The organism is Maritalea mobilis (genome assembly GCF_004363175.1).
Taxonomy (GTDB): Bacteria; Pseudomonadota; Alphaproteobacteria; order Rhizobiales; family Devosiaceae; genus Maritalea; species Maritalea mobilis.
The window spans coordinates 241,135-257,763 of the sequence record NZ_SNYR01000002.1 but is presented as its reverse complement, the minus strand read 5'-3'; the positions used below and the strand labels follow the sequence as shown (position 1 = coordinate 257,763).

Here is a 16,629-nt window from a genome sequence, read left to right as displayed (position 1 = left end):
TATTCTCAACAGAAAGGGCGACATGACCTCCATTTTAGTTGCAGGCCCTGCGGTAGAGCCGCTTAGCTTGGCTGAAACAAAAGCCTATTTGCGGCTAGACCATGCCGATGATGATGCGCTGATTGCAACGCTAATTGCGGCGGCGCGGAGCCACATTGAAAGCGTGACCCGCAAAGCAATGATCACCCAGCAATGGAAATGGGTGGGTGATGTTTGGCCCGACAAAGGCATTTGCTTGCCCATTGGCCCGTTTCAAGCACTAGTGAACATCAGCTTATTTGACGCTGATGGTTCGGAGGTCAATTGGCCCTTGGCTGAAGTGAAGCAAGATAAGCGTAGTGGTAAATGCACAGTACTTCTGGCGCCGACCAGCACGTCGGTGCCGCGCTTGCGCGATTATGATGCGGTTGAAATCACCTATCAAACCGGGTTTGGCGACGCGGCAAGCGACGTGCCTGAAGATTTGCGTCTCGCCATGCTGCGGCTGATCGGCCATTGGTATGAGCATCGGGAAGCGGTTGTGACAGCAGGCAGTGGTGCGGTGATCCCGACCCAATTCGACCAGTTGATCGGTAAATATTGCGAGGTGCGCCTATGAGTGCTTTGCGCAAACAGCCGAGCCTTGCCAGCTTGCGCAATCGGGTGAACCTGTGGCGCATCATTGAAACAGATGACGGGGCAGGCGGGTCTGATTTTACCTTGAATAGCCTTGGCCAAAGCTGGGCGCGGGTTGGGGTGAAATCAAATCTCTTTGGCAGCGGCGCAGGCCATTCTCAAACAGCGCGTTTCGAATTTACCCTACGTTTTGACCCTCAACTCGCCAAAGGGGATTTAATCGAGTGGCAAGGGGCGCATTATCAGATTGAACTGATGGAAAATCTCAATATGCGCAATGCCTATCTGTTGTGCACGGCGAAGCACATTGAGATGGAGGGTGCGCAATATGGCTGATTTCGCCCTCGAATTGCAAACCGAGCTGGTGACGCTGCTGGACAATGATCCAACACTGATCAGCTTGATCGGCAGCGGAAAAATTATTGATGCCCCGCGGCGTGGACAGCGACCACCTTTTATCACCATCAAGAATCACGAGTTTGCGCCGCGCGATGCCATTGCGACATCGCTATTTGATCATGAAGTGGAGTTGGAGTTCTGGCACGCCAGAAGCGCTCGGCAGCTTGGCTTTCAGGCAGCCGAACAGGTGGTGGACCTGTTTCTAAACCATAATTTTGGCACCAGCTTTCGCGCGGTGCGGCAAAACCACCGCCACACCAAAACCAGCATCGAACCGCGCAGCGGATGGGCCAAAACCCTGATCGGCCTGCACATCACCCTAGAGCCATTAAGCTAGACATAAGAGGATATTATGGGCGCACAAAGCGGCAAGGACATGTTGCTGAAGCTGGATGAAACCGGCAGCGGCAGCTTTATCACCGTGGCGGGCATACGCTCGCGACAACTGGCATTTAATGCCCAAACGATCGACACCACAGACAGCCAATCTGCCGGACAATGGCGGGAATTGTTGCAAGGGGGCGGGGTGAAAACCGCAAGCCTTTCAGGCAGTGGCATCTTCAAAGATGCGCAAAGTGACGCGCGGATCCGCGAACTGTTTTTCGCGGGGCAGGTGCGCGATTGGCAGCTGGTGATTCCTGATTTCGGCACCATTGAGGGCAAATTTCAGATCACGGCATTGGAGTTTGCCGCCAATCACAATGGTGAGGTGACCTTTGACGTGGCGCTGGAACGCGCCGGTGAAATTTCATTCACGGTGCTCTAATGGCCAATCCGAGACGGGGTGAAATAGAGCTTACACTTAATGGGAAAACGCACACATTGTGCCTGACGCTCGGGGCGCTGGCTGAGTTGGAAGCTAAGCTGCAGCTTGATGATTTGAACGGGCTCGGGCACCGTTTCGAAGCCGGGCACATCAGTGCAAGAGATATAATAGTGATCCTCGGCGCAGGGCTGCGTGGCGCGGGTCATGTCATCAGCGATCGGGATTTGGAAACCGCACAGATTGCAGGTGGCGCGCTTGGTGCGGCCAAAGCGGTGGCGCAATTGCTGCACTTAACGTTTGCGGCGCCATTGGACCAATAATCGATGGTCAAATCACCATTTCCCTGGGCCGAGCTGGCGCAGATTGGGTTTGGCGAATTGCGTCTTTCTCCAGAAGCTTTTTGGGCGTCCAGCCCGCGCGAACTGACGCTTGCGGTGCAGGCGAAACAAAAGATGTTTGGCCATGCAGCGCCGCTGGAGCGGCAAAGAATGGCCGAACTGATGGCTGATTTTCCAGATGGAGACAAATATGAATCTTGATGAGCTTCAACAGCTGCCTGAGACTGGCGCGCTGGCGGAGATTGAGGCGGAACTGGCCCGCATTGATGATCTGGCCAAAAGTGTTGGCACCACCATCACCAATGCGTTCACCAACGCTTTGGTCAATGGCAAATCGCTCAAAAATATGTTGGTCGATATCGCCAAAGCCTTCGCCCAAATTGCGGTGAAAGCAGCGCTGCAACCGCTGGGCAATATGATCAGTGGATTTGTTGGCGACCTGTTTCAAGGCACGAACAGCGCAATTCCTGTCATCCAACCCTTTGCAAAAGGTGGTGTGCTGAACGCGCCGACCTATTTCCCCATGCAAAGCGGATTTGGCCTGGCAGGCGAAGCCGGGCCAGAAGCCATTTTGCCCCTGAAGCGCAATAGCCGCGGGCAATTGGGCGTGGCCAGCGGCTCAGGGCAAGCGCCGATCATGATTTCCATGACGGTAAACACCAATGATGCAAACAGTTTTGCGCAAGCAGAAGCCGAGATTTCTGCCGGATTGTTGAGCGCCATCAAACGGGGGCAAAGGGCAAGCTAATGGCATTTCACCAAATACGGTTTCCGATCAATATCGCGCTGGGTGCGCGGGGTGGGCCGCAATGGTCGACCGACATTGTGTCGCTTGTGTCTGGTGCTGAAGAACGCAACACACGGTGTGCTCAATCGCGGCGCAAATATAACGCCGGATATGGCGTGAAAAGCGCGGCAGATATGCGTCAGATCCTTAGCTTTTTTGAAGAGCGGCGCGGACGCTTTCATGGCTTCTTGTTTCGCGACCCGTTGGATCATCGTTCCAGCCAAGAAACGGTGACCCCCTATGATCAGGACTTGGGCTTTGGCGATGGCAGCCAGACCGAATTTCAATTGATCAAGCATTATGGCAGTGCGTTTGATCCCTATGCCCGGCAAATCAAAAAGCCCGTTGCGGCCAGCGTGCGCGTGGCCGTGAATGGCAGCGAACTGGCGGTTGGTGACGATTTCACGGTGGACGAAACGACAGGCATCCTTAGCTTCGCCAGCGCCCCATTGTCTGGCGCCAGCCTCACAGCTGGGTTTGAATTTGATGTCCCGGTACGCTTTGACACAGACCATTTGGATGTTGAGCTTTCTAGCTTTGATGCGGGGCTAATTCCATCCATTCCTTTGATTGAGATTTTGACGTGAGACAATTTTCACCTGCGTTTGACGCCCATTTGAAAAGTGGGGCCACGAGCCTGTGCAATTGCTGGTTGCTAACTCTGCGCAACGAACAGCAATTGGGCTTTACCGACCATGATCAACACATCACTTTCGATGGCCAAGTATTTGATCCCAAAGCGGGCTTTCAACCCAGCGCAATGACCGACAAGCGCAACGAAGCAGTGGACACTGCTGAAGTGCTGGGCTTTGTGGACGATGAACGCCTGACCGAGCCCATGCTGCGGGCAGGACTGCTGGCCAATGCCCAGATCGATTGGTGGTGGGTAAATTGGCGCAAGCCAGACGAACGCCATTTGATGCGGCGCGATTATATTGGTGAAATTAAGCAGGTGGACAATCGGTTTGAAGCTGAACTGCGCTCGCACCATGCGAAATTAAACCAAAAGCGCGGGCGCATCTATCAACGCCATTGCGACGCGCAATTTGGCGATGGGCGTTGTGGTATGGATGCCAATTCCGCGAGCTTTTCCAGCACGGTGACTGTGACAGCTGTTGGCGACGACGGCTCTATGACGATGACGGGGCTGGAGGCGCGTGCGGAAGGCTGGGCAAGCAAAGGCACACTGCACTGGCAGAGCGGGGCCTACAAAAATGATCACTTTAACATCGCGCTGCATCAGCGCGCGGCGGGGAGCGATCTTCTCACGCTGTCCAATTTCAAAACTGAGTTGATTGAAGTGGGTGACACAGCGCGGGCAATTGTTGGCTGCGACAAGCAATTTGCGACCTGCCGTGACAAGTTCAACAACAGTGTTAATTTTCAAGGCTTTCCGCATATTCCCGGTGATGATTTTGTGCTGCGCTATCCGCGCGCGGGCGACGATCTGAGTGGCGGAGTGCTATTCAAATGATTGAAGCTGAGCAAGTCGTGGCGGCCGCAAAAGAGTGGTTGGGTACGCCCTATTTGCATCAAGCTGCAAAGAAGAAACTGGGCTGCGATTGCCTTGGCTTGATTTTGGGGGTTGGTCGCGAACTGGGTGTCGACCTGCCTAGGACAGTGCCGCCTTATTCCGCCAGTTGGCGCGACCCGTTGGCGGGAACCTTATTGCAGGATCAGGCCGATTATTGCTTAAAGCGACAAAATAGCAGACCACCTTGCCCCGGCGATATTTTGCTGTTTCGGATGCGGCGCGATCTGCCTGCAAAACACTGTGCAATTTTGATTGCGCCGGACCAGATGATCCACGCGCAAGAAGGCGTGGGCACGATCCAGCTGGCCTTTGATGCGCCGTGGCGGCGGCGCTTGGCGGCGCACTACACATTCCCGAATTGAGGAAATTTCTTTGGCAACTCTATTACTTTCAGTTGGCGGTCAGGCCCTTGGCGCCGCGCTAGGCGGTCCGGTGGGCGCGACCATCGGCCGGGCACTGGGCGCCTTGGCGGGCAGCGCCATTGATAACCAGCTCTTCGGCGAAGAGACGCCAACGCCAAAAGGGGCAGTGCGTCTGCTTGGATCGCAAGAAGGAACCGCTATCTCAAGGCTGTATGGTTGGTCTCGACTGTCTGGAAACATCATCTGGGCCACAGAGCTAGAACGCCTGACCGTGGCAAGCAGTGGCGCAAAATCGACAGCAAGCCAAGACGATGACAGCACAATTGTGGTCAATCTGGCGGTAGCATTTTGTGAAGGTGAGGTGGCTCATTTGGGACGCATTTGGGCCGATGGTCAATTGCTCGACACGCGTAACCTGACTTATCGGTTTCACAAAGGCAGTTCAGACCAATCGCGAGACAGCCTTATTGCCGCAATGCAGGGAAGTAACAATTGCCCAGCCTATCGCGGACTTTGCTATATTGTTTTTGAAAATCTGGATATTGGCCAGTTTGGTAATCGCATTCCACAGATTTCGGTTGAATTGTGCCGCCCCGTTGGGGACTTAGAGCAAAACCTGCGTGCGGTTTGCGTCATCCCCGGATCAACCGAATTTGGCTATGACCCTTCACCACGTGTGCGCCTGCTCGGCTATGGGGAAACCAAAACAGAAAATGCGCACCATGTGGTGGGGCGATCTGATTGGGACGTATCCATCGATGAACTCACCGCGTTATGCCCAAATTTGAAACATGTTGCGCTGGTGGTGAGTTGGTTTGGCGATGATTTGCGCTGTGGCCAGTGCGAGATTGCCCCGCGTGTCATCGACCATGAACGACAACTGAAAGATGTTGAATGGCAGGTTGCGGGGCTTGATCGCAATGCCGCGCAGATCACCAGCGCAAACAATGGTGCGCCAGCCTATGGCGGCACCCCGTCTGATCAATCCATCATCGATGCCATACAAGACCTTCATACGAGAGGGATAAAGGTGACCCTTTATCCACTTATGATGATGGACGTTCCGGCGAGCAACAGTCTGCCGAACCCTTATGGCGGCAATAGCCAACCAGCATATCCATGGCGCGGTCGGGTGACGGTGCACCCGGCTATTGGACAAGCATCGAGCGCGGACAAGACTGCCGCCGCCGCTAGCCAAGTGACGCAATTTATGGGCGCTTGTCAGCCGAATGATTTCGCCGTGAGCGGCGGTCAAATGACCTATAGCGGTCCGAATGAATGGCGCTATCGCCGTTATATTATGCATTATGCAAATCTAGCTCGGGCAGCAGGCGGAGTGGATGCAATGATCATCGGGTCCGAAATGCCGGGCATGAGTTTTGTGCGCGATGGTGCGCAAAATTTCCCCTATGTGCAGGCCCTAAAGCAATTGGCGGCGGATGTGCGCCAGATTGTGGGGGCAACGTGCAAACTGACCTATGCGGCGGATTGGAGCGAATATCATGGCTACCAGCCTGCTGATGAGCCGGGTGGTAAATATTTTCACCTTGATCCGCTTTGGGCAGACCCGGAAATTGATGCGGTTGGCATCGATAATTACATGCCGCTCAGTGATTGGCGTGCAGATGGCGACCATGCTGATCAAACACTGGCGCGGCATGAAAAAGATACACACTATCTGGCCAACAATATTTATGCAGGCGAGGGGTATGACTGGTATTACGCTTCAGCGGAAGATCGCGAAGCGCAAATACGCACGCCAATTGGCGATGGAGCAGCGGGTGAAGCTTGGGTTTGGCGATTTAAAGACCTAAAGGCTTGGTGGGGCAATGCACACCACGATCGTCCCAATGGCGTGAGAAGCGCCACCGTTACGGCCTGGGTGCCTGAATCGAAGCCCCTTTGGCTGACGGAGTTAGGCTGCGGTGCCGTGCATTTGGGCGGCAATCAACCCAATGCCTTTTCTGATCCTAAAAGCGTGGAACACAAAGAACCTTACTTTTCTCAAGGTGTGCCTGACCCTGCGATGCAGCGGCAATTTCTACGGGCGCACCATAAGACTTGGCGTGATAATGCTGCAGCCAATCCCGTGTCCAGCCAATATGGCGCGCCCATGCTGGATATAGATCGCGTATATATCTGGGCGTGGGATGCACGCCCATTTCCCGCCTTTCCGATGCTGACCGATGAATGGTCGGATGGCTCCGCCTATTTCACCGGCCATTGGCTGAATGGACGTTTGGGCGGGGCCACGATCGATGAGCTCGCGCAGGCAATCGCCGCAGAAGCTGGCATTGCGCTGGAAGTTGCTGAAAGCTCCAAACTGTTTATTGAAGGGCAATTGACGGGCGGCAGCGCTAGTGTGCGGGACGAGCTGGCAGGATTGCTGGCCTGCGAAGACCTTTATGTTGACGATGCTGCTGGGCAGTTGACCCTCACCGCGCCAAGGACGCATACGCCACTACAAATCGAAGCCGAGAATTTGGCCTTCAACCAAAACGAAGCGCTGAACATCAAATATCCGGATGCGGAAGACGGTGTGCGGCGGTTGGATCTCAAATTTTTGGAACGGTTGGCCGATTACGGCACAGCGACCGCATTTTATGATCACCAAAAACAGAGCGGCGAACGGGCGTTTTTGAACTGGCCCTCAACGCTGGACCCGGCCACCGCAACACAAATTGCAGCAGCGCAATGGCGCAACGGCCAGGCGGCCAAGGCTCAATATCAGTTTGAGCTGCCGCCTTCCCTGTCCGCTTTGACAATTGGCGACATGCTTGAGGTTTCTGGCAAAACAGCGCCTGCAATTGTTGAAATGAGCCAATTGGCGCATAGCCAAAAAATGTCGTTGCGATTACCACAGGAACCAAATGGCAGTGCTGGCACAGAAACTTCGACGCGGACTGGAAAAACGTTGGAGCCAGCGCAGAGCGCACCGCTGATTGTGTTGGCGCAATTGCCGAACGGGGACGCGGATGAACTAAACACCCAAGTGTTCGCTGCTGCTTATGCCAAGCCCTGGCCCGGCAATATCCGCCTGACAGATAATCAAGGGCAGGGCATTGCCGAGATCGAGAAGCCCAATCCGCTCGGCATCGTGCAGGAGGATTTTGAGCCTGCAAATAGCCTTGGATTATGGGATCACAATCAAAGCCTTTTGGTTCGCATGCTTGAAGGACATCTTAGCTCGGCAACGCCAATGGCAGTTATGCAGGGTGTGAATCGCCTCTGGCTTGAAAAGACAGAGGGCAGTTGGGAGCAAATCGGCTTCGCAACAGCGGAACTGGTGGCCCCAAAAACCTATCGATTGTCGCAATTATTGCGGGGGCTGGGCAAAACTCAATTTGCAGCGGCGCAGCCTTGCCTTGCCGGGGCACGCGCATTGGTGCCGGGCGAAGGGAAAACGCTGGCAGTCTCAGGCGAGAAGGTGGGGGCAGACCTTGACCTATATGCTTATGCCGGCGCTGCCAGCGCCGAAGCCATAAGCATAAGCCTCACCCCAAGCACCACGCCACTGATGCCGTTGGCATCAGTTCATCTGCAAGCGGTGCGTGTGCCAACTACAGATGACATCCAGATAGATTGGGTGCGTTGCACTCGCGTTGGTGGCGATATGTGGCAGGGCCAAGATGTGCCGCTGGACACCGACAATTTACTGTTTGAGTTGTGCATAGGCTCAGGTGAAACCGCACTGCACACAGTCCAAATTTCCCAATCCTCATTTATCTACACAGCCGTTGCTCAGATCGCCGACTTTGGTGCGCTTGTGGAAAATGCCTGGATTGAAGTCAGCCAAATCAGCGCCATTTGGGGCGCTGGCCATCCAAAAAGGATCGATTTTAGTGACTAATACAGCAAAGTTGGGCCTGCCACTGATCCAACCGGATCAGGCTCTAAAACATATCACGCATAATGAAGCTCTTATGGGGTTGGACGCGCTGTGTCAGATACAGCTTGAAAGCATCGGCACCAACACCCCGCCAGACCCAGCCATTAGCGGCAAGGACTACGCCATTGGTGACACACCCACCGGGGAGTGGACTGGACAGGGCGGCATGATCGCTTCCTACACTGACGCAGGATGGCGCTACTACACGCCGCAAGAAGGGTGGCTGGCCTGGAACATGGCCGATGGTAAGCCCTATATGTTCAATGCAGGCGCCTGGGGCGCCTTTTTTGATCAATTATCCCAATTGCAAAATTTGCAACAATTGGGACTTGGGGCCGCTGCTGACAGTTACAACAAGATTTTGGCCAAAACGCCCTCAAGCCTCTTTTCTGCGGAATATCCCGCTGATGGCGGCTCAGGTGATACGCGGCTTTCGCTGAACAAAGCGACCAGCGGACACACAGCCCTTATCGGATGGCAGGACAATTGGTCCGTTCGCGCGGAGATGGGGTTGCTCAATGATGATGACCTTACACTGCGTGTGTCGGGAGATGGTAGTACTTGGCGCAATGTGCTGGTGGGCGACCGCACGACAGGCAAGCTTGCATTGCCGAATGGTGTTTCTGGCGAAGTGCAGGGCGTGGCGCAAAAGATCTCAATTTTACCGGATAGCGGTCGTTTTGCTGCGGAAAAGACCGGAACTATCACCAGTTTTGTCGCGCCAAGCTATTTGAAGAATGAGAATGGCTCCACATTTACCAGCCATGGCAAATTTCATTATGATAGCAGCACATATGGCGGGGCAGGGACTGCGCTAGATAGCGATGTGCAAGCATTGGCTGATTTGCTGCGCGAAAGTTGGGCAGCGCGTTATCATCCGGAATTCTGGGTGGCAAATTGCACCGCTGCGTCGAGCGGCTATTATGAAAATACCCAGAGCGGTAGCTCCAAATATCGGCAATTTTCTTACGATGGACTATTCGGTACCCGCCAGTCGGCATCACTCTATGTGAAGGTGGTCAGTGGCACATGGCTTATTTCGGCAAGTGAATGTGACGTGCAAATTGATGGTGTATCCGTGACGGACTATCAAACGCTCGCTGCGGCCGATGGGTGGGTACATGTCGGTGCTCAGTTCGCTGCTGCATCACGCACGGCGAAGCATCAATTTGTCGATTTGCTGCCGTTTTACGCAAACACAGGCGACGAGTTGCTGTTCGCGCTGCCAGCCATTTTTAATGACCGCATTCAGGTTGACCCTTTGGAAGGGTTTATCCCATCCATATTTTCCGTTTGATAGGCCTTTCATGAACAGTTTTCAAACTGCACTCGCGCATGTTTTTGCGCAGGAGGGCGGATATGTGGACCATCCGCACGACCCCGGAGGTGCAACAAAATTTGGCATCACACGTGCCACCTTGGCGAGATTTCGAGGCGTGAAACCCGCCACAAAACTGCCGAAGTCAGCCGTGCGTCGTTTGCGTAAAGCGGAAGCGGCTCAGATTTACTATCGCTATTATTGGGCGCCAATATGGGCGAACAGATTGCCCACTGGCATTGCATTTTGCCTTTTCGACTTTGCAGTTAACTCTGGTCCGCATCGCGCGGTAAAGATGCTGCAATCTATCGTGCAAGCACCACAAGATGGGCGAATGGGGCCGGTGACATTTGCGGCAATGAAGACATTTGTCGCAACACACAACGAAATCAAACTGATCGATAAATTATGTACTGCACGCCTGCAGTTTTTGAAGCGCCTGCGCCATTACCCAACCTTTGGTCGAGGCTGGCGACGACGTGTGCAGAGCACGCGCCATAACGCTCAAAAGCTGGCAAAACTGAATTCCACTAAAATGAATGGAGAAAGCCGAAAAATGACCTATTTTCAGGGCTATAAGACCTATATCACAGCTGCTTTGATGTTATTGATTGCTATCGCTCAGTTGGCGGGCGTTGAGGTGCCTGCATTTGACAACGCAAGCGCTGGACAATTGATGATGGAAGCATTCGCCATCATTTTCTTGCGCAAGGGCCTGAAAGACACTGCATCTAGCGTGGTTTAAAAACGTTCATTTTGTGTTCAGCTTATGGCTGCTAAAAACGGCACTATGACACAGAAACCTATTCTCAACCGATTGGTAGCGGCCATTTTATTGGCTGTTACATTGACAAATATACCTACGGCGCAGGCGCAAAATGCCGGCTGCACCGTGGACCGCATGGTCATCAACCAAGCGGTTCAAAAGGGTGAAATTCAATCATTTGTCCAAATCAAAAAACTGATTAAACTGAGACCGGGCGACCGGGTGCTGCGCGCTGAACTTTGCGTGCGGCCAGCAGGCCCTGTTTATGCGCTGACAATTGTGAACGACAATGGCGTAGAAAATCGGCTTCAGGTTGATGCCGTGACGGGAAGAATTATTCGGTAGTTGAGGACACGAATATGCGCATTTTGGTGGTCGAAGATGATCCGGACTTGAATCAACAGCTTTGTGAAGCGCTGGAAGAGGCGGGTTACGTGGTTGATAAGGCATTTGACGGGGAAGAAGGCCACTTTTTGGGCGATACGGAACCCTACGATGCTGTTGTGCTGGATATCGGCTTGCCAATCAAAGATGGCATATCGATCCTTGAAGAATGGCGCCGCGAAGGTCGGAACATGCCTGTATTGCTACTCACAGCGCGTGATCGCTGGAGCGACAAGGTGCAGGGCATCGACGCTGGCGCAGATGACTATGTGGCCAAACCGTTCCATATGGAAGAAGTGCTGGCGCGATTGCGCGCTTTGGTGCGCCGCGCCGCTGGCCATGCATCAAACGCGATTGAGATCGGACCTCTGCGCCTAGATATTGGCGCAAACAAGGTCACGTTAAACGGGGCGTCAGTGAAGCTGACATCGCATGAATATCGGCTTCTTTCTTATTTGATGCATCACAATGGCAAAGTGATTTCGCGTACTGAATTGACAGAGCACCTTTATGATCAGGACTTTGATCGGGATTCCAATACGATCGAAGTTTTTGTGGGGCGTCTGCGCAAAAAATTACCAGATGGCTTAATCGAAACGGTGCGCGGCCTCGGGTATAAATTGTCGGCTGAATGACCAAAAATCTTTCGATCTTCAACCGCATATTTTTGGCCACAGCTATTTGCTTGATTATCGGCCTAGGTGCCACCGCATGGGCACTTTCTCTCGTTTATGCGCGTGCGCTTGAACGCAATATCGACAATGTGATTGAAAGTCAGTCTGACCAGCTGATTGGCGCAATTCTGGATGAGGAAGATCCTGAAGAATGGTCCTTCCAAGACATTGACCCACGCTATCAAGAATTGGGCAGCGGTTGGTATTGGCAAATTACCAACCCAAATGGCGTGCCGCTTGCGACCTCTCAATCAACATTTGGCGTTGACTTGCCAGAATTAAACGTAGCCTTTGACGATCAAAACCGCCGTCGCGCAGACGTTAGAGATGCGGATGGCATTTTGCAGCGCGTGTCAGAACGCAAGCTTTTCACCCAAAATGGCAATTACCAAGTGCTGGTGACAGCCAATTGGGATGAGTTAAATGCAGACGTTTCCCTGTTTCGAAATCAAACCATCTTGGCATTAAGTGCGGTCGGTATCGTTTTGGCATTGCTGGCTGCGTTTATTGCGCGCCTATCACTCGGGCCAATGAAAGAATTGCGCCGTGAAATTGGGCGCGTGCGAGATGCAGAGGCAGAGCGAATTGTTGCGACCTACCCACCGGAAATGGAACCGGTGAAAGACGAATTGAACGCACTTTTGTCCACCAACCGCGAAATTGTGCGGCAAGCCCAAAATCATGTCGGCAACCTTGCCCATGGCCTAAAAACACCATTAGCTGTTTTGCGCAATGAATCCCGTGCGAAAACACAAATTGATAGCAACATGGTGCGGACGCAACTTCAGCGCATGGAAGAGATCGTGCAACGCTATCTACAGCGCGCTCAAATGGCTGCGCGTTCGCAAATTCAAACCAGCTTCACACCGCTAGAACCTGCGCTGAACCGCTTATTGAGCGCAATGCGCAAAATCCATCATCCGGTGGAATATGAGTGGGAGCCAATGCCCAGTAGCGAAAAAATAAGCGTGCGCATGGATGCTGGTGATTTGGATGAGGTGCTGGGCAATATTTTGGACAATGCTGGCAAATGGGCAAGTGGCCATGTTTGCATAGAGACCAAAATTGTTGGTGATATGTTGGAAATCACTATCCAGGATGACGGCGATGGCGTGCCAAAGCAAAAGCTTGAAAAGATTGCACAAAGGGGCCATCGCCTTGATGAAAATATTCAGGGAAGTGGGCTTGGTCTTGATATTGTTAAAGAACTTGTTCAATTAAGCGCAGGACAAGTGAAATTTGACTGCCCGCGAGATTCGGGACTAGCAGTATGTGTCACACTTCCCTATCGTTTAGGGTAATGAGCCAAATTTGGCCGCAATTGGAAGTCAATGGTGAGGGCTATGGAAAAGCAAGCTAAGAACATCGCAAAACTCGCAGTCATTTTGGGCGCTACAGCATTGGTTGCTGGTTGTGCCCGAATGGACATTGGAACAAGCCGCACAACATATGCGAGCAACAATTCTGCAAGTGCTGCAGTGTCGACAAGCACGCCGACCGTGCGCGCTGCACCAAGCGATGAATTTCAGTCTGGCGAGATTCTGGCATTTTTGAAGCCGGAAGCAGCTAGCCTATTGAGTGCCAAAGAGACGAGTGAAGCGGCAAGTGCACAATATTATGCTCTTCAATTTGGTCGTGTTGGCGCCTTCCGTACATGGCAAGGCGATAGCGAGGCGACTGGCGAAGTAACCGTTGGTCCATACATCAAAGTAAATGGTCGTGATTGCCGTGAGTTCACGCACACTGTGATCATCAGCGGCAAGCGTTATGTTTCCACAGGCACTGCGTGTCGCGTCAACAATGGCGAGTGGAAAGTAGAAACCGTCTAAGCTGCTGGCAGAAAGCGTTTATTTACTAAAATCGCCTATCTTTGAGGTGTTGAATTAGTAAAGTTGCGTGATATGCCATTAGCCTCGTCCTCTCGGTTTGCGACAGACGGCCTCGATCAAATGGGATCGGGGCTTGGTTCGCTAGGCGCGTTTGGCGAGCAAAATTCTTACGAAAATATAGCTAAATTTGGCGTTCAGGGCGCAGCATTTGAATTGCTGCAGCCTATTTCAATGCGCTCATCGCCTCTGATTTTCGGCATGGCGATTGAGAAAAAACATCTCGAAAAGTTTTGGGTGTGGCTAGAGCGTGATGGTGCGCCAGAATATATCGGGCAGCTAAAAGAGAAAATTCTCAAAGATCCAAAGAAAGCCGATCAATTGATCGCTATGGCTTTCAAAGAACTTGTAAAACCGCTTCAAGATCAATTGGAAGCCGCGCACGCGAGTAGCGAGTTTCAACGACGGCTCACCATCCAGCTTGGCGGCTTTGATGTGTTTGAGGCTTTCCCGCTTATCATCACAGCATTTAAAAACATTGATAAGCTTCGTGCCGCAAAAGATTTGGCCGCTCACGTAAAACAATATGAAACTGAAGAAGAGTTCTCGGATCTAGTCGAGGCAATTGAATTGCCTTCTGGATCAGTGCAAAAACTCTGGTGCACCGCATTTGTTTATCACATGGCGTGGCCCGGAAAATTTATGCTCGGCGTCTTAGACCATTGCTTTGGCGACACAGAATCTGCGGTGCGCAAGTCGGGCTATGGCCCCTATGGCGATGCCATGATCATCAATTTGCAGCAACTTGTTGATACGATTGAGGAACAGGCGGGGGTTTTTAGCGACATCGACCTTATGTGTTTGGCGATCGACCGCTATCACCGTATTGCCCGTGTCATGCATTATTATTTGGAGCTTGGAAAAACGAGCCAGTGGAACCACTGCCTTGAGGTTTTGACTTCACGGGTTTCTAAAGTGCTAGAAAAACGGCTTTCGCAAGTGGTCCCCAACGTCACAAATGTTTTGCGGACTCCAACGCAAAACGCACAAATTCTGTTCACCACCGACAAAGTGCTACAAGCCTATAACAGCGTCTATTTGCTGGATGCAGCGCGTAATGCCAAAGAATCGTTGGCCGTAAACAACGTTGTTGAACGCACTTGGAACGAGTTGGGTAAATCCCTTGAAATTTTACTGGAGCGGGCGCTAGAAGACCAAAAGGCTGCGGCATTTGGCGACAGTTTGGCAATCGCCAAAGTCGATATTGCGATCAAGCTTTGCGCCATTCGATTTGGTGCGGAATATGCGCAAATTATGTCGAAAAACAAAGACAATATTGAACGCCGGAAACTCAACAACAGCGTCAGTCAATAGAATTACAGAATTTCGCCAATTGTTGCAGGGGAGCTCAAGCCGTTCCTGCGCTCGACAGAAATCTTTAATCCTGTAGACACTAATTCGCCATTACAGATTGCCACGATCCTACCCTGTTCGATAGTGACAATGGTTCCGATGGCCCCGTCAGACTTATCTTGCCCGGCCACAAAGATTTTCTGACCAACGCGCAAACGCTCATTATTTTGCAGATGAATGAGAAACTCTTGGGCGTTTGGAACGGTCGACTTGATGTGCGCCGGCACGCTGGCAGGCAGATTGGTTAGTTCATGAGTGTCAGCGAAATACCCATTGGCAAAATATTGCCGTAGCGTTTGATCTGTATGCGGCAACGCCTTCAAATAATAGTTGGTTGCTTCAGGATAATCATAAAATCGGGTGTTATTTCTTCCGATATTTTCAGGGAGATTGTGTTTGTAGGCGGCGGGGCTTTCATAAACCTGCGAATTATGAACTTGCGATGCACCGCGTGTGAGCCCTCGTTGACCGAGTTGCGACATCGCTTCGGCAACGCTGGTAAGGCAATCTATCTGTGAGCTGTATCCCGCTGCTGTGCCGACAATGGCGATATGATCGGGGCCTGCATCTGGCATAATCCGGCCAGATCGCTCATCCAATGCGCAGCTTCCGCCTGCTTTAACCCAAAAGCCATTGTCCGGTTGTGGCGGGTAGCCCACAATCAGCGCATCGCTCTCGGTTTGAAAATGCTGGTGGGCAGCATCCATATGAGTTGGACTGAAATGACATTGGATCTGCTTAGCGAGCGGAACAGCCGATTGCAGACGAAGCGCAAATCCCATTTGAACGCCTACCGCTTTCGCGAAATCGATATGCCGAGAGGAGGGCGCCGGACGACCATCATAAGCCTTGATGAGATCAAGGCCAGCTTCCTTCATATGCATTGCCAGGCGGTAGGCCCCGTTTTCAACGGTATATAATAGATTTTTTTGGAAACGATTGAGACCATATGCCCACAAATCGTGGAATACTTCTTTGCTGTCGAGCACGCGATGGGGCAAATGATTATCGAGCGTAAACCCATTATGCTCCCCACCAGTGGCAATCACCAATTGATCAAAATTGACCCAGCTAAGCTCAGTGCGTTGGCGCTCTTCGTGAAAAAGGCTGTGTTGAACCAGAATTGACTTTTCTTTGATATCGAGTGCTTTGCTGCTGGTGAAGATGCGGATGTTCTCCTTTGCTTCAACTTCAGCGATCAGCGTATTGATCAGGTCTTCCGGCTCAGTTTCATCTGCTGATTTGCCATAATAGGCGCACATGCCACCAAGCAATTGATCCTTCTCAAGCAAGAGAACCTTCTTACCAGACTTTGTCGCCTCTAAGGCAGCTTGCATGCCAGCGATGCCCCCGCCAATAACGACGATTTTTTGAGTGAGGCTAGACGCATGGGGGAGATCGAAATGGACGTTTTGCCTCCAATTGAGCGCAATAGGGGCATGTCGCTGACCTCGCGCAAGCCTCATAAGGCGGGGCACGAGATTTATTCGTGCCATGTCTAATTCGAGATTATCCCCGTTTTGGATAACCAGATCAGAAATCAAAACCTTCGCATGAG

Annotated in this window: 19 protein-coding genes; 18 read left to right on the top strand and 1 reads right to left on the bottom strand. The window is 52.3% G+C overall.

The features are described from left to right. Positions 1-22 precede the first annotated feature (22 nt). From ATL17_RS09015 to ATL17_RS08930, 18 genes are all read left to right on the top strand, one after another. The gene (locus ATL17_RS09015) at positions 23-598 is read left to right on the top strand and encodes a head-tail connector protein (protein WP_133572478.1); all 576 of its coding nucleotides are present in this window, start codon (positions 23-25) and stop codon (positions 596-598) included. Further along, on the top strand, positions 595-951 hold the full coding sequence (locus ATL17_RS09010) for a head-tail adaptor protein (RefSeq protein WP_133572477.1): 357 nt from the start codon (positions 595-597) through the stop codon (positions 949-951). The genes ATL17_RS09015 and ATL17_RS09010 overlap by 4 nt, the downstream gene beginning before the upstream one ends. Then, positions 944-1,351, top strand: a complete 408-nt coding sequence (gene gp17, locus ATL17_RS09005; RefSeq protein WP_166638973.1) for a tail completion protein gp17 — start codon at positions 944-946, stop codon at positions 1,349-1,351. The genes ATL17_RS09010 and gp17 overlap by 8 nt, the downstream gene beginning before the upstream one ends. 15 nt (positions 1,352-1,366) lie before the next feature. Continuing rightward, positions 1,367-1,780, top strand: a complete 414-nt coding sequence (locus tag ATL17_RS09000; protein ID WP_133572475.1) for a phage major tail protein, TP901-1 family — start codon at positions 1,367-1,369, stop codon at positions 1,778-1,780. Continuing rightward, the gene (locus ATL17_RS08995; RefSeq protein WP_133572474.1) at positions 1,780-2,100 is read left to right on the top strand and encodes a gene transfer agent family protein; all 321 of its coding nucleotides are present in this window, start codon (positions 1,780-1,782) and stop codon (positions 2,098-2,100) included. The genes ATL17_RS09000 and ATL17_RS08995 overlap by 1 nt, the downstream gene beginning before the upstream one ends. Positions 2,101-2,103: 3 nt before the next feature. Continuing rightward, on the top strand, positions 2,104-2,319 hold the full coding sequence (locus tag ATL17_RS08990; protein WP_133572473.1) for a rcc01693 family protein: 216 nt from the start codon (positions 2,104-2,106) through the stop codon (positions 2,317-2,319). Then, a complete protein-coding gene (locus ATL17_RS08985; protein WP_133572472.1) occupies positions 2,309-2,866 on the top strand; it encodes a phage tail tape measure protein in 558 nt (185 codons plus the stop codon). The genes ATL17_RS08990 and ATL17_RS08985 overlap by 11 nt, the downstream gene beginning before the upstream one ends. Continuing rightward, a complete protein-coding gene (locus ATL17_RS08980; RefSeq protein ID WP_133572471.1) occupies positions 2,866-3,492 on the top strand; it encodes a DUF2460 domain-containing protein in 627 nt (208 codons plus the stop codon). The genes ATL17_RS08985 and ATL17_RS08980 overlap by 1 nt, the downstream gene beginning before the upstream one ends. Beyond that, on the top strand, positions 3,489-4,379 hold the full coding sequence (locus ATL17_RS08975; protein ID WP_133572470.1) for a DUF2163 domain-containing protein: 891 nt from the start codon (positions 3,489-3,491) through the stop codon (positions 4,377-4,379). Before ATL17_RS08980 ends, ATL17_RS08975 begins: the two co-directional genes overlap by 4 nt. Continuing rightward, complete coding sequence (locus ATL17_RS08970; protein WP_133572469.1) at positions 4,376-4,801, top strand: NlpC/P60 family protein; 426 nt, start codon at positions 4,376-4,378, stop codon at positions 4,799-4,801. The genes ATL17_RS08975 and ATL17_RS08970 overlap by 4 nt, the downstream gene beginning before the upstream one ends. 10 nt (positions 4,802-4,811) lie before the next feature. Beyond that, a complete protein-coding gene (locus ATL17_RS08965; RefSeq protein WP_166638972.1) occupies positions 4,812-8,651 on the top strand; it encodes a baseplate multidomain protein megatron in 3,840 nt (1,279 codons plus the stop codon). Next, a complete protein-coding gene (locus ATL17_RS08960; RefSeq protein ID WP_166638971.1) occupies positions 8,644-9,987 on the top strand; it encodes a DUF2793 domain-containing protein in 1,344 nt (447 codons plus the stop codon). Before ATL17_RS08965 ends, ATL17_RS08960 begins: the two co-directional genes overlap by 8 nt. Positions 9,988-9,997: 10 nt before the next feature. Further along, the gene (locus ATL17_RS08955) at positions 9,998-10,753 is read left to right on the top strand and encodes a glycoside hydrolase family 108 protein (RefSeq protein WP_166638970.1); all 756 of its coding nucleotides are present in this window, start codon (positions 9,998-10,000) and stop codon (positions 10,751-10,753) included. 45 nt (positions 10,754-10,798) lie between these two features. Continuing rightward, positions 10,799-11,119, top strand: coding sequence for a PepSY domain-containing protein (locus ATL17_RS08950; protein ID WP_133572465.1), 321 nt, complete (start codon positions 10,799-10,801; stop codon positions 11,117-11,119). Positions 11,120-11,133: 14 nt separating this feature from the next. Further along, complete coding sequence (locus ATL17_RS08945; RefSeq protein ID WP_208111174.1) at positions 11,134-11,793, top strand: response regulator transcription factor; 660 nt, start codon at positions 11,134-11,136, stop codon at positions 11,791-11,793. Then, positions 11,790-13,133, top strand: coding sequence for a sensor histidine kinase (locus ATL17_RS08940; RefSeq protein WP_133572464.1), 1,344 nt, complete (start codon positions 11,790-11,792; stop codon positions 13,131-13,133). The genes ATL17_RS08945 and ATL17_RS08940 overlap by 4 nt, the downstream gene beginning before the upstream one ends. A 42-nt stretch (positions 13,134-13,175) precedes the next feature. Continuing rightward, positions 13,176-13,661 carry a hypothetical protein gene (locus ATL17_RS08935; RefSeq protein WP_133572463.1) on the top strand — a complete coding sequence of 162 codons (486 nt, stop codon included), beginning with the start codon at positions 13,176-13,178 and terminating at the stop codon, positions 13,659-13,661. Positions 13,662-13,733: 72 nt separating this feature from the next. After that, on the top strand, positions 13,734-15,032 hold the full coding sequence (locus ATL17_RS08930; RefSeq protein WP_133572462.1) for a hypothetical protein: 1,299 nt from the start codon (positions 13,734-13,736) through the stop codon (positions 15,030-15,032). 2 nt (positions 15,033-15,034) lie between these two features. Here ATL17_RS08930 and ATL17_RS08925 read toward each other — a convergent pair whose 3' ends face one another. Beyond that, entirely contained in the window at positions 15,035-16,615 is a 1,581-nt protein-coding gene (locus tag ATL17_RS08925) for an FAD-dependent oxidoreductase (protein WP_166638969.1), read from the bottom strand. Positions 16,616-16,629: the final 14 nt, after the last annotated feature.

Coding starts and splice junctions, on each gene's coding strand:
- ATL17_RS09015 (WP_133572478.1), top strand. CDS start 23: ATGACCTCCATTTTAGTTGCAGGCCCTGCGGTAGAGCCGCTTAGCTTG.
- ATL17_RS09010 (WP_133572477.1), top strand. CDS start 595: ATGAGTGCTTTGCGCAAACAGCCGAGCCTTGCCAGCTTGCGCAATCGG.
- gp17 (WP_166638973.1), top strand. CDS start 944: ATGGCTGATTTCGCCCTCGAATTGCAAACCGAGCTGGTGACGCTGCTG.
- ATL17_RS09000 (WP_133572475.1), top strand. CDS start 1,367: ATGGGCGCACAAAGCGGCAAGGACATGTTGCTGAAGCTGGATGAAACC.
- ATL17_RS08995 (WP_133572474.1), top strand. CDS start 1,780: ATGGCCAATCCGAGACGGGGTGAAATAGAGCTTACACTTAATGGGAAA.
- ATL17_RS08990 (WP_133572473.1), top strand. CDS start 2,104: ATGGTCAAATCACCATTTCCCTGGGCCGAGCTGGCGCAGATTGGGTTT.
- ATL17_RS08985 (WP_133572472.1), top strand. CDS start 2,309: ATGAATCTTGATGAGCTTCAACAGCTGCCTGAGACTGGCGCGCTGGCG.
- ATL17_RS08980 (WP_133572471.1), top strand. CDS start 2,866: ATGGCATTTCACCAAATACGGTTTCCGATCAATATCGCGCTGGGTGCG.
- ATL17_RS08970 (WP_133572469.1), top strand. CDS start 4,376: ATGATTGAAGCTGAGCAAGTCGTGGCGGCCGCAAAAGAGTGGTTGGGT.
- ATL17_RS08955 (WP_166638970.1), top strand. CDS start 9,998: ATGAACAGTTTTCAAACTGCACTCGCGCATGTTTTTGCGCAGGAGGGC.
- ATL17_RS08950 (WP_133572465.1), top strand. CDS start 10,799: ATGACACAGAAACCTATTCTCAACCGATTGGTAGCGGCCATTTTATTG.
- ATL17_RS08945 (WP_208111174.1), top strand. CDS start 11,134: ATGCGCATTTTGGTGGTCGAAGATGATCCGGACTTGAATCAACAGCTT.
- ATL17_RS08940 (WP_133572464.1), top strand. CDS start 11,790: ATGACCAAAAATCTTTCGATCTTCAACCGCATATTTTTGGCCACAGCT.
- ATL17_RS08935 (WP_133572463.1), top strand. CDS start 13,176: ATGGAAAAGCAAGCTAAGAACATCGCAAAACTCGCAGTCATTTTGGGC.
- ATL17_RS08930 (WP_133572462.1), top strand. CDS start 13,734: ATGCCATTAGCCTCGTCCTCTCGGTTTGCGACAGACGGCCTCGATCAA.